This is a genomic window from Pseudomonas sp. PvP001 (genome assembly GCF_040546375.1).
Classification (GTDB): Bacteria; Pseudomonadota; Gammaproteobacteria; order Pseudomonadales; family Pseudomonadaceae; genus Aquipseudomonas; species Aquipseudomonas coleopterorum.
This window is the reverse complement of record NZ_JBEPNQ010000001.1, coordinates 4,651,121-4,663,744: the sequence shown is the minus strand read 5'-3', so window position 1 is coordinate 4,663,744 and position 12,624 is coordinate 4,651,121. Positions and strand designations below refer to the sequence as shown.

General features: G+C 63.2%; 9 protein-coding genes and 1 other RNA gene. 1 reads left to right on the top strand and 9 read right to left on the bottom strand.

Annotation, left to right across the window (positions count from 1 at the left end; translation table 11 throughout):
* Positions 1-8 precede the first annotated feature (8 nt).
* The 6 genes from ABMD26_RS21295 to ffs form a co-directional block, all read right to left on the bottom strand.
* Complete coding sequence (locus ABMD26_RS21295) at positions 9-887, bottom strand: PhzF family phenazine biosynthesis protein (RefSeq protein WP_354311685.1); 879 nt, start codon at positions 885-887, stop codon at positions 9-11.
* Positions 888-1,227: 340 nt separating this feature from the next.
* Positions 1,228-1,830 carry a recombination mediator RecR gene (gene recR / locus ABMD26_RS21290; protein ID WP_122742750.1) on the bottom strand — a complete coding sequence of 201 codons (603 nt, stop codon included), beginning with the start codon at positions 1,828-1,830 and terminating at the stop codon, positions 1,228-1,230.
* 65 nt (positions 1,831-1,895) lie between these two features.
* On the bottom strand, positions 1,896-2,930 hold the full coding sequence (curA, locus tag ABMD26_RS21285) for an NADPH-dependent curcumin/dihydrocurcumin reductase (protein ID WP_354311678.1): 1,035 nt from the start codon (positions 2,928-2,930) through the stop codon (positions 1,896-1,898).
* A 444-nt stretch (positions 2,931-3,374) separates the two neighbouring features.
* Positions 3,375-3,701, bottom strand: a complete 327-nt coding sequence (locus ABMD26_RS21280) for a YbaB/EbfC family nucleoid-associated protein (protein WP_043189078.1) — start codon at positions 3,699-3,701, stop codon at positions 3,375-3,377.
* A gap of 74 nt (positions 3,702-3,775) precedes the next feature.
* Positions 3,776-5,899, bottom strand: coding sequence for a DNA polymerase III subunit gamma/tau (gene dnaX / locus ABMD26_RS21275; RefSeq protein ID WP_354311671.1), 2,124 nt, complete (start codon positions 5,897-5,899; stop codon positions 3,776-3,778).
* 216 nt (positions 5,900-6,115) lie between these two features.
* Positions 6,116-6,212: signal recognition particle sRNA small type (gene ffs, locus ABMD26_RS21270), an RNA gene on the bottom strand.
* A 226-nt stretch (positions 6,213-6,438) separates the two neighbouring features.
* Between ffs and ABMD26_RS21265 the strand changes: the two genes are divergently transcribed.
* Positions 6,439-6,921 carry a GNAT family N-acetyltransferase gene (locus ABMD26_RS21265; protein WP_134721949.1) on the top strand — a complete coding sequence of 161 codons (483 nt, stop codon included), beginning with the start codon at positions 6,439-6,441 and terminating at the stop codon, positions 6,919-6,921.
* Between the two features lie 574 nt (positions 6,922-7,495).
* Here ABMD26_RS21265 and ABMD26_RS21260 read toward each other — a convergent pair.
* The 3 genes from ABMD26_RS21260 to zipA form a co-directional block, all read right to left on the bottom strand.
* The gene (locus ABMD26_RS21260) at positions 7,496-8,662 is read right to left on the bottom strand and encodes a zinc-binding metallopeptidase family protein (protein WP_122742746.1); all 1,167 of its coding nucleotides are present in this window, start codon (positions 8,660-8,662) and stop codon (positions 7,496-7,498) included.
* A gap of 435 nt (positions 8,663-9,097) precedes the next feature.
* Positions 9,098-11,440 carry an NAD-dependent DNA ligase LigA gene (gene ligA / locus ABMD26_RS21255; RefSeq protein ID WP_354311662.1) on the bottom strand — a complete coding sequence of 781 codons (2,343 nt, stop codon included), beginning with the start codon at positions 11,438-11,440 and terminating at the stop codon, positions 9,098-9,100.
* 163 nt (positions 11,441-11,603) lie between these two features.
* Positions 11,604-12,527, bottom strand: a complete 924-nt coding sequence (gene zipA / locus ABMD26_RS21250; protein WP_056842896.1) for a cell division protein ZipA — start codon at positions 12,525-12,527, stop codon at positions 11,604-11,606.
* Between the last annotated feature and the right edge of the window lie 97 nt (positions 12,528-12,624).

Below are 12,624 nucleotides of genomic sequence, written 5' to 3'. Positions count from 1 at the left end.
GTCAGCGTTCAAGGATCAAGAGAGCCGTCGAGGCAAGTGACGCAGGCACCGGTGACCTTGATCGACTGGTCGGTGATCGAGAGGTGCAGCTTGCCGGCGCGCCCCAGCGCCGCGCCTTGGGCGACGCGCAGTTGTGAACCCAGGGAGGTGGTTTGACCGGTGGCACGAATGAAGGCGGCGACCGCCCCGCTGCCGCTGCCACAGGCGGCGTCTTCAGTGATGCCGCAGGTGGGCGCGAACGTGCGGACTTCGATGTGCTCGTTACTGCCTTCGGGGTGCGGGCCGAAGATCACCACACCGGTGGTACTGGTGCGGTGATCGTTGATGGCCATGCGCGCCAGGTCGGGTATGACGGCCAGCACGGTTTGCGCATCGCGCAGTTGCACCACCAGCCAGCGCGGGCCGACGGTCACGAAACAGGGCCGGCGATCGCGCACCACGCTCACGCCGAGCACGGCCTGCAATTCGCGATGGTCGCTGTCGTTGACCGGCTGGATGGTGGCCGGGGGCAGTTCGAAGGTGATCAGTTGCGAGCCATCGGAGCCGCGTGCGATGTCGACATCGATCAGGCCTGCATAGCATTCCTGCACCAGTTTGCCGTTGCGAGGCTCGATGAGTCCGGCTTCGATCAACGCGTGGGCACTGCCGATGGTGGCATGGCCTGCGAATGGCAGCTCGCAATTGGGCGTGAAGATGCGCAGACGGTAGTCCGCGTCGGAACGTGTGGCGGGCAATACGAAGGCGGTTTCGGACAGGTTGTTCCAGTGGGCGATCTGCTGCATCTGCTCGCGCGTCAGGCTTTCGGCCTGCAGGACGACCGCCAGAGGGTTGCCCTTGAATCGCTGGGTGGTGAAGACGTCGACTTGCTTGAACGCTAAGCGGTGCATGGTCGGCCCTGCAGATGGGTGTGTGGAAGCAGTGATACGGCGATTTTCTGTAGCAGCGGCGCGAGCCGCGTCCGGCGACGGCGCGTTTGTTCAGGCCCACCGCGTGTGCCGCCGACGCGGCTTGCGCCGCTGCTACAGGGATCGTGGGAGCGCGGTGATGACGCGTTCCGGTTCACCGCATCTACCGCCGACGCGGCTTGCGCCGCTCCTACAGGTTACCGGTTCGCGCGGTCTTTGTAGCAGCGGCGCGAGCCGCGTCCGATCCGGCGCGTTTGTTCAGGCCCACCGCGCGTACCGCCGACGCGGCTTGCGTCGCTGCTACGGGGGCTATGGTAACCGGTTACAAGGTGATTGGTCTGCGGCCAGAGAAAGAATGGGCCAGGGTACCGCCGTCTACCAACTCCAATTCGCCACCCAATGGAACACCGTGGGCGATGCGTGACGCGACCAGACCTTTTTTCGCCAATAACTGCGCGATGTAGTGAGCGGTGGCTTCGCCTTCGACGGTTGGATTGGTGGCCAAGATGACTTCGGCGAAGGTGCCCTGCTCGTCTATGCGTGACATCAGTTGCGGAATGCCGATCGCTTCCGGCCCGAGCCCATCCAGAGGCGACAGATGCCCCTTGAGCACGAAGTAGCGGCCGCGGTAGCCCGTCTGCTCTACAGCATAGACGTCCATCGGCCCTTCCACCACGCACAGCAACGTGTCGTCGCGCCGGGGGTCGGCGCATTGCGGGCACAGTTCTTCTTCGGTGAGGGTACGGCACTGGCGGCAATGGCCGACGCCTTCCATGGCCTGACTCAGCGCCTGGGCCAATCGACTGCCGCCGCTGCGGTCGCGCTCGAGCAGCTGCAAGGCCATGCGCTGGGCGGATTTCTGACCGACGCCAGGCAAGGTGCGCAGGCTATCGATCAGTTGGCGAATCAGTGGACTGAAGCTCATGGAAGGCGGCCTGAGGTGACGACGAGACGCGGTTTATACCCGCGCCTCTGGACCACGTCAAATGATCAAGCGTCGGAAACCTTGACCACCAGCTTGCCGAAGTTGTGCCCTTGCAGCAGGCCGATGAAGGCCTCAGGTGCGCGCTCCAGGCCGTCCACCACGTCTTCGCGGAATTTGATCTTGCCGTCACGAACCCACGGCACCATGGCCGAGAAGAATTCGGCATGGCGATCGCCGAAGTCGTCGAAGACGATGAAGCCCTGCATGCGGATGCGCTTGGTCAGCAGCATGCGCGGCAGCAGCGCGAAGCGATCCGGGCCTTCGGGCAGGTCGGTGGCGTTGTAACCGGCGATCAGGCCGCACACCGGAATGCGCGCGCGGGCGTTTAGCAGCGGCATGACGGCATCGAAGACTTTGCCGCCGACGTTTTCGAAGTAGATGTCGATGCCTTTGTCGCAGGCCTTGGCCAAGTCATCGGCGAAGGTGTCGCTCTTGTGGTCGACGCAGGCGTCGAAGCCCAGCTCCTCAACGACGTAGCGGCATTTTTCCGGGCCGCCGGCGATGCCGACGACCTTGAGGCCTTTGATCTTGCCGACCTGCCCTACTACCGAGCCGACTGCGCCGGAAGCTGCGGCTACGACGAGGGTTTCGCCTTCCTTGGGCTGGCCGATGTGGGTCAGGCCCATGTAGGCGGTCATGCCGGGCATCCCGAGGACGCCGAGCGCCATGGAAGGGCTGGGGATGCCGGCAGGCAGCGGCGTGAGGTTGCTGCCGTCGGAGATGCAGTGGGTCTGCCAGCCAGTCATACCGACGACCAGATCGCCTTCACGGAATTTGGGGTGCTTGGACGTTTCCACGCGGCTGACGGTGCCACCAGTCATGACGTCGTCAATTTCGACGGGAGCGGCGTAGGAAGGCGCGTCGCTCATGCGGCCACGCATGTAGGGGTCCAGGGACAGATACAAGGTGCGTAGCAGAACTTGGCCGTCTTCGAGATCCGGCAAGGCTTCGCGCTCCAGGCGGAAATTCTCCGGCGTGGGTGCACCGGTCGGGCGGGAAGCAAGCACGAAGCGCTGGTTGAGGGTCAGGTCTTGGGACATTGCGGGGTATTCCTTGAGCAAGTGGCTATAGGAAAAGGACAGCGAGGGGTGGCGGGATGTTCAAACGGGTGATGGTTGGAGGAAAAGATGGGGTGGTTGTAGGTGAGTAGATTGTGTGGGGCAAGTGAGTTGTGGAAGCAGATGAATTGTGGGAGCAGATGAATTGTGGGAGCGGGCTCTGCCCGCGAAGCGAACGCCGCGGTATGCCTGCTAAACCTCGGCGCGGCCTTCGCGGGCAGAGCCCGCTCCCACAGGGATCGCGGTACCCTTGTAGCAGCGGCGCAAGCCGCGTTGGCGGTGCATGCGGTCTGTCGGATGCACTACAGCGCGGCATTCGCGGGCAGAGCCCGCTCCCACAGGGATCGCGCTGCCTGTGTAGCCACGTCGCGAGCCCCACAGTGACCCGGATACAAAAATGCCAGGCTTGGTGCCTGGCATTTTGTTTTAGAACGGCATCTTGAAGCCTGGCGGCAGTTGCATGCCGGAGGTCATGCCGGACATCTTGTCCTGACTGTTGGCCTCGATCTTGCGCACGGCGTCGTTGACGGCGGCAGCGATGAGGTCTTCCAGCACGTCTTTGTCTTCCTGCATCAGGCTGTCGTCCAAGCTGACGCGCTTGACGTCATGGCGGCCGGTCATCACCACACTCACCAGGCCTGCGCCCGATTGGCCGGTCACTTCGGCCTTGGCCAGCTCTTCCTGCATCTGAGCCATTTTTTCCTGCATCTGCTGGGCCTGCTTCATCAGGCCGGCCATGCCACCTTTCATCATGGGATTCACCTCAAAGGTCAATGGGTATGACCGCGCAGTGCCAGAAGCATCCTGCGCGGGTTCGGGTAGGTTGCTTAACGCGTTGGGCTCGCCACCGCTTCGACTGGTTCAATCGTATCGTTGCGAATGATGGCACCGAACTGTTGCAGCATTTGTTGAATGTACGGGTCCTGCTGAATCGACTGCTCAGCATCGGCCTGGCGATTGGCACGCCAGCGCGCCGCGGCCTGGGCTGGAGTTTCCTGTTCCGGGCGGATCAGCTCGATGGTCAGGCTGATGGTGCGCTCGTGATATTGGTTCAGCGCATCGTTCAGCCGGCGCTGCTGGGTGCTGTTGAACAAGGCGCTGTGGGCCGGATCCAGGTGCAGCAGCCAGTCGTCACCCTCGACGGCGATCAATGTGCAGTTGGCGGCGATGCTGCCGGTCATGCCCGAAATCGGCAGTTTCGGGAACAGTTCGAGCCATTGCAGGGCTAGACCGGTGGCAGGCTGCGCGGCGGGCAGCACCTCAGGTTCGGCTTCGACCGGGACTTCGTGAACAGTTTCGCTGGCCAGTTCGTCGAGGTAGCTGTAGGCGGCGCCATCGGTTTCAGGGGCGTAGTAGTCTTCGTCGAGCGGTGGCTCGTCGTCGCGTTCCATGCCCGCGGGGATGTAGTCGACTGGGTCGGTGTCGTCAGCGGGCGGTGTTGCTTCGGCTTCCGGGGCATCGGGCACGGCGCTGGCGGGCGTGGGGGCCGGCATGGGCGTGAGTGCAGGTTGTTCGCCAACGACGTCGAGGATCGGCTCTGGCGCCGGGGCGGCGACTGGCGTTACAGGGTCGTTCCAGGGGAGGTCGATGGGTTCTGCGGTTGCCTGATGGACCGTGGTGGTTTCTTCGCGGGCAGAGCCCGCTCCCACAGGGGGGGGCGCCGGTGCGGCGCGGTCGTTCTGGGGGGCCGCGGTGGGTTCTTCGCGGGCAGAGCCCGCTCCCACAGGGTTCGGGTCCGGGTCCGCGGGGACCACGCTTGGAGATTGTGGCTCCACAGGAGACGAGACTGCCACGGGTTGGGTGGAATCAACTGTGGCCTGGCTGATCCCCACTGTCTTTAGGGGTTGATCGGGCCCATCGCTGGTGCCTGCCGGGCGGAACGCGAGCATGCGCAGCAGCACCATTTCGAAGCCGCCTCGCAGCTCCGGGGCCAAGGGCAAGTCGCGGCGGCCGATCAGGCCCATCTGGTAATAGAACTGCACATCTTCGGCCGGCAGCGCCTGGGCCAGGGCCAGCACGCGATCACGATCACCCTGGCCGTTGTCGACCGCTTCGGGCAGCGCCTGGGCGATCGCCACGCGGTGCAGCACGTTGAGCATTTCGGCCAGCACGCCGTTCCAGTCGGGCCCCTGCTCCGCCAGATGGCGCACGGCCTCGAGCAGCGCACGCGCATCGCCATCGAGCAGTGCCTGCAACACGCCATACACCTGACCGTGGTCCAGGGTGCCGAGCATCGCTCGCACATCGGCTGCCAGCACCTTGCCTTCGCCGAAGGCAATGGCCTGGTCGGTCAGGCTCATGGCGTCACGCATCGAGCCATCGGCGGCGCGGCCCAGCAACCACAGCGCATCGTCTTCGAACGGCACGTTCTCCACACCCAGCACATGGCTCAAGTGCTCGACCACGCGCTCTGGGGTCATGTTCTTCAGCGAGAACTGCAGGCAGCGCGAAAGAATGGTCGCAGGCAGTTTCTGCGGATCGGTGGTGGCAAGGATGAACTTGACGTAGGGCGGTGGCTCTTCCAGCGTCTTCAGCAGCGCGTTGAAGGAGTGGCTGGACAGCATGTGCACTTCGTCGATCAGGTAGACCTTAAAGCGCCCGCGGCTGGGGGCGTACTGCACGTTGTCGAGCAGCTCGCGGGTGTCTTCGACCTTGGTCCGGCTGGCGGCGTCGATCTCGATCAGATCGACGAAACGACCCTCGTCGATCTCGCGGCAGACCGAGCACTCACCACAGGGCGTGGACGTGATGCCCGTCTCGCAGTTGACGCATTTGGCAATGATTCGCGCGATGGTGGTCTTGCCCACCCCCCGGGTGCCGGTGAACAGGTAGGCGTGATGCAGCCGCTGGTTGTCCAGCGCATTGATCAATGCCTTGAGCACATGGGTCTGGCCGACCATTTCGCGGAACGAGCGCGGACGCCATTTACGTGCAAGAACCTGATAACTCATCGAAAACCGTCGCGACATGAAAGCGGAAGACCGCCAATGCTAATAGAGCAGGGCCAAAATTGCATCCGTGCCCTGCTCTATTGCTGCGTCGGGTCGTAAAAACCTAGGCGAAAGCTGGCCAAGACGATTGATCGCACGAGACGAGGAGATGGATGGTGACTTAAGGTGGGCATTGCGATGAACCCGTGCGACGACGAATTCAGAAAGAGGTGGCAACCCTACCAGCCACACCCCGGCACACAATGTTCCCGCTGTGGCTGCTTCCTTCCGGATCTGACCAGGTTCACGGGTAATCGTTGCGGGGGGACCGGCAGGGTCACCATAACGACACTCGCTGGGTAGCGAGCGGGGGCCATTGTACCGGTCCTGACGGAAGTTACAACCCGTGGCGCAAGATAAAATTTCGAGGGTCTTCAGGGACTTGGCGTGGCGTGCATGATGGTGATCATCTTCGCAAGCATTTGTTTGCGCGCAAGTGAAGCGACAGACAGCATGTGAATTGGTAACGTCGCCCCATGTCCCTTGCCCGGTTGTCTGCGATGAATGTTCTGATGCCCTACCCCGACTTGTCTCCAGATCAAATGCACCAGTTGATGGAGATCGAGATTCGTCCTGAGCAGAAGCGCTATTCGGGAGATGTGGACATGGCGCTGTATACGCTGCTGGGCTGCCTGGACGGTGAAATCCGGGGCTTTGCCCTGCTGGTGGATGAAGTACCCAAAGCGTTTCTGTTGCTCAAGCACGGGCGATACGTGCCGGAGTGGGCTGACCCGCAAGCGGTGACGTTGCATGCGCTGCAGGTGGATTGGCGGATGCAGGGGCGCGGGCTGGGTCGGGCGTGCCTGGAGGGTCTGCCGGAGGCCGCGAGGGGCGCGTGGCCTGGGGTTAAGCAGCTGGAGTTGTCGGTGGATGCCGATAATGTGGCGGGTATTGGTTTGTATAAGGCGTTGGGGTGGGTGGATCGTGGTGAGGCTTATCGTGGGCGGATTGGTTTCGAGCGCAGGTTTGTGCTGGAGCTTTAGGGGGACGCTGTTGGTTTTGAAGTGAATCTGGGCAAGAGCCGGTAATTGTGGGAGCGGGCTCTGCCCGCGAAGGCGTCCGGATGTGCGATGCACAGTTTGGGAAAATGCTGTGATCTGGAGGACGCCTTCGCGGGCAGAGCCCGCTCCCACAGGGTTAGGCTTGGGCATGGAGTGGGGTCCACTCCCACAAGGGCAAGCCTGGACATAGGTTGCACCTGGCATAAATCCATGCAGGAACCGGTGATTGTGGGAGCGGGCTCTGCCCGCGAAGGCGTCCGGATGGGCGGTGCACAGTTTGAAAGATGTGGTGATTGGGAATACGTCTTCGCGGGCAGAGCCCGCTCCCACAGGGTTAGGCTTGGACATAGAGTTGGGTCAACACTCACAGGGGCGGCCTGGACATTGAGGGGGGGGCACTCTCACAGGGGCAGGCCTGGACATAGAGCGAGGCCCACCCTCACAGGGGCAGGCCTGGACATAGAGTGGGGCCCACCCTCACAGAGTCAGTCCTGCATCTGGAGTGGGGACCTGACAGAGGGAGGGGCTCACGCTTGAGGGGGTGGGCTTGCCGGGTTCAGACCTGCAGGACGTCATCCGCGCGGCCGCCGGCTTCTTGGACGACGACGTGGATGAAGTGCAGCTTGGCGATCACGGCCGGTGGCAGCACGAAGGGGTAGAAATCGGGCTGGCCCATGGCGCGTGACAGTTCGTTGAGCATGCCGGCCAGTTCGATCCAGGCGTTGACGAACGCGAGGAATGCCGGGCCGCTGGTGTGGTCCGGGTCGTACAGGGTCGTCAGAGGGAACGGGGTGTAGTCGAGGTCCATTTCCTTTGCGCTCATGCCGAAGCCCAGAGCGGTGTCGACGGCGTCCATCATGTGCAGGTAGTGCGCCCAGGTTTCGGCCCAGTCTTCCCATGGATGCATGGTGGCGTAGGCGCTGACGAAGTTCTGCTGCCAGTCGGCCGGGGCGCCCTGGTCGTAATGGCGCTGCAGTGCGTCGGCGTAGCTTTGGCTTTCATCGCCGAACAGACGGCGGTAGTCGGCAACCCAATGGGTGTCGGCGATCAGACGATCCCAGTAGTAGTGCCCTACTTCGTGCCGGAAGTGTCCGAGCAGCGTGCGGTACGGTTCGCGCATCTGCACGCGGACCTTTTCCCGGTGGGCGTCGTCCGCTTCCTTGATATCCAGGGTCACCAGGCCATTGGCGTGACCGGTGGTGGGCGCGTTGCCGTTCATGTCGGTGCCGATGAAGTCGAATGCCAGGCCGGTGTCTTCGTCTTCGGTCTTGGCGATTACCGGCAGGCCCAGGTTGATCAACTGGGCGATCAGGCGGCGCTTGGCGGTTTCGACCTTGCGCCAGTGTTCGGGGTTTTCCGGGACACTGAGGTCGGGGATGGTGCGGTTCAGGCTACACGCGGTGCACAGGGCGGCGGCGCCCTTCTCTGCCGGCACCACCCAGTTGCAGGCTGCCGGGGTGTCGAGGTTGGCGCAGCGGCGGAAGAGTCCGGCGTCTGGCGCGGCGTGCAGGCGCCAGGTGCCCGCTTCGGGGCCGGCGTCCAGTGTGGATAGCACGTTCTTTTCCGGCCAGAAACCGAGCAGTCCGTGGCAGGCCAGGCACTGGCTGTTGCGGAAGAAGATCGACTGCCCGCAGGTGCATTCCCAGACCTTGCTGTGGCGGTTGTCCGGCTTGGTGAATGGAGCGGTGATTCGGGTGCTGAGTTGTTCGAAAAAACGATACATGGCGATCTCCAGTGGCCTGCCATGACTAGAGCTTGCGGCTGCGAGAAAGGTTTCATCTGCGATGTTGGTGAAACGCGAAATGCGGATGAGAGGTTGAAAACGGACCGTGTAGCAGCGGCGCAAGCCGCGTCCGGTTGCACTGCGTTTATCCTGATGCACCGCGTGCGCCGCCGACGCGGCTCGCGCCGCTGCTACAGGGGGCGTGGGGGTTGTTGACGTGGCGTAAGCCGTGTCGGCGGTAGATGCGTTGCATGAGGGTAAACGCGTCGTGGTCGGACGCGGCTTGCGCCGCTGCTACAGGGCGGCGGGTTTTGCGTTGATTACTTGGGGGTACATCGTAGGCGGGCGAGCTTCGACTGGGGCTTGTCATGATGTTACATATTATGGGCCACGATCAGGCGCGCTGGGGTGGCAGCGCGCTATCTTGTCATGATGTTACACCTTGGTCAGGAACGTCAGGAATTGCTCTTCGTCGAGGACCTCGATGCCCAGTTCGTTGGCCTTGGCCAGCTTGGAGCCGGCGCCGGGGCCGGCGACGACGGTGTGGGTTTTGGCCGAAACCGAGCCTGAAACCTTGGCGCCGAGGGCTTCGAGTTTCTGCTTGGCTTCGTCGCGGCTCATCTGTTCGAGCGAGCCGGTCAGCACCCAGGTCTGCCCTGCCAGCGGCAGGCCTTCGACGACTTTCTTCTCGCTTGCCCAATGCATGCCGAAAGCTTGCAACTGAGCTTCAACCGCCCTCGCCGTCTCGGCGTTGTGCGGTTCCTTGAAGTACTCGCGCACCGCCTCCGCCTGCCGAGCATTGAGCGCCTGGCGCAGGTCGATGCCGTCGGCAGCGATGATCTTGTCCAGGCTGCCCAGCTTGGCCACCAGTTTCTCGGCGCCGGTCGGCCCCACCGAGTTGATGTCCAGTTTGGCGATCATCCCGGCCAGCGTGGTACTGGCGGCGTACTCGGGATGCACCTCGCCCTCCTCCTGCAACTGCAGGCCGCGCTCGAGCAGTTGCTGGATGACGGTGCGGTTGTGCGGGTCTTCGAAAAAGCTGTGGATTTCAAAGGCGACTTCCAGACCGATGTCGGGCAGATAGGTCAACACCTGAGGCAACGCTTCGCTGACGCGTTGCAGCGAACCCAAGGAGCGCGCTAGTACTTTAGCCGTCTCCTCGCCTACGTCTGGAATGCCCAGGGCGTAGATGAACCGCGCCAGGCTGGGTCGTTTGCTGTCTTCGATGGCCGTGAGCAGGTTGTTGCTGGACACCTCGGCAAAACCCTCCAGCTTGACCACGTCGTCGAACTGCAGGGTGTAGAGGTCGGCTGGTGAGTTCACCAGGCCTTCGTCGACCAGTTGCTCGACGCTTTTCTCACCCAGCCCGTCGATATCCATGGCGCGCCGCGAGACGAAATGGATGATCGCCTGCTTGAGTTGCGCACCGCAGGCCAGACGCCCGACGCAGCGATAGACCGCGCCTTCGCTGACGGTCTGCTTGCCCTTGCTGCGCTTGATCAGCTGGGTGCGCTCGACGTGGGAACCGCACACCGGGCAGGTTTCCGGGACGTGCACTGGACGTGCGTTTTCCGGACGACGCTCGGTCACCACCTGCATGACTTGGGGAATCACGTCCCCCGCGCGGCGGATGATCACGGTGTCGCCGATCATCAGGCCCAAGCGTGCCACCTCGTCCATGTTGTGCAGGGTGGCGTTGGCCACCGTCACGCCGGCCACCTTGACCGGCTTGAGCCGCGCCACCGGTGTGACCGCGCCGGTGCGGCCGACCTGGAATTCCACGTCGAGCAGTTCGGTGAGTTCTTCCATCGCTGGAAACTTGTGGGCAATGGCCCAGCGCGGCTCGCGGGCCCGGAAACCCAGCTCGCGCTGCGCCGCCAGGCTGTTGACCTTGAACACCACGCCATCGATTTCGTACGGCAGCTGGGTCCGCCGTGCGCCGATGTCGTGGTAGTACTCCAGGCACTGCTCGATGTTCTCGGCGACCTTGAGTTCGCGACTGATCGGCATGCCCCACTGCTTGAGCTGTTCGAGATTGCCGGTGTGAGTGGTGGCGATGTCCTGGGTGACCTGGCCGATGCCGTAGCAGCAGAATTCCAAGGGCCGGCTGGCGGTGATTTTCGAATCCAGCTGGCGCAGGCTGCCGGCTGCGGCGTTGCGCGGGTTGGCGAAAGTCTTGCCGCCGACTTCCATCTGGCTGGCGTTGAGCCGTTCGAACCCGGCCTTGGACATGAACACCTCGCCGCGCACTTCCAGCACCGGCGGCCACCCGCTGCCATGCAGCTTGAGCGGGACGTTGCGGATGGTGCGCACGTTGACGCTGATGTCTTCGCCGGTGGTGCCATCGCCGCGGGTCGCGCCGCGGACCAGGGCGCCGTCCTGGTAAAGCAGCGACACGGCCAGGCCGTCGAGCTTGGGTTCGCAGCTGTAGTGAATCGCTGCGCCGCTGCCGAAAAGGTCACCGGTGGGCAAGTCGAGGCCTTCGGTGACGCGGCGGTCGAATTCGCGCAGGTCGACTTCTTCGAAGGCGTTGCCGAGGCTGAGCATGGGGATTTCGTGGCGAACCTGGGTGAACGCGGTCAGGGCCGCATTGCCGACTCGCTGGGTGGGCGAGTCGGGGGTGATCAGGTTCGGGTGGTCGGCTTCAAGGGCCTTGAGTTCACGGAACAGACGGTCGTATTCGGCATCGGGGATGCTGGGTTCGTCGAGCACGTGGTAGCGGTAGTTGTGCTGGTCGAGTTCGGCACGCAGTTCGAGGATACGGTTGGCGTCGTTCATGATCGGTTCTCGCTTGAAGCAAAAGAGCAGCCGGGGCTGCTCTTGGGTTGAATCTGGGGGGTTGGCGGTGGGGCTTTCGCGGGCAGAGCCCGCTCCCACAGATGGGAGCGCGATGTCTGTGGGAGCGGGCTCTGCCCGCGAAGGGGGCGCCGCGGTTTGTAGCCTAGCGCTTGTGGGTCAAGGCGCGGCGTTCGAATTCGACGATGCGCTGGCGATAATGCTCGATGGTCTGCGCGGTGAGCACGCTGCGCTGGTCATCCTTGAGCTCGCCGTCCAGTTCGTGGGCGAGCTTGCGGGCAGCGGCCACCATGACGTCGAAGGCCTGCTTGGGATGACGCGGGCCGGGCAGGCCAAGGAAGAAGCTCACCGCACGGGTACTGAAGTGGTCGATGTCGTCCAGATCGAAAATACCCGGCTTGACCGCGTTGGCCATGGAAAACAGGATCTCGCCATTGCCCGCCATGCTTTCGTGACGGTGGAAGATGTCCATCTCGCCGAAACGCAGACCGCTCTCCAGAATGTTCTGCAGCAACGCCGGGCCACGGAAGCCGCTTTCGCTGCGGGAAATCACGCTGATGACCAGGACTTCTTCGACCGGTGGCAGATCCTTCTCAACAGCCGGAGCACCGGTGCTGGAGAAGCCTTTGGCATCGCTGGCGAAGTCTTCGTTGCTGTCACGCGCGGCTTTCATCGGCGGCTGCGGCTTGGCGGGCTTGGGCTCGCGTGGGGGTTTGGGTGGACGCGGCTCGCGAGGCTCCTTGATTTCGTCCGGCTCCACGGCCAGGTTCAAGTCGGCATGATCAGCCACGGGCTCGCGCTTGGCGCGCTTGCTGCCGCCATCGCGTTGGGCGCTCATGGACGGCAGGTCGTGCTCGTCCAGTTGCGGCTCCTTGTGATCGTCCAGCACCCGGGGCGGACCCAGCACTTCGGCGCCGGTGTCTTCGTCGGGCAGGTTGGAAAGGTTGCGATCCAGACGAAACTTGAGTTTGCCCTTGCCGCCGCGCATCCGGCGCCAGCCATCGAAAAGAATGCCGGCAATGACAATGATGCCGATGAGGATCAGCCACTCGCGCAGACCGATTTCCATGTAATCCCGTGCCTCTAATAAAAATGCTGAAAAATAAAGGGCTTGAACCCTCTTTAAGACGTGGCGCCAACTCTATGTTCTGACAGGCGTTTTCTCC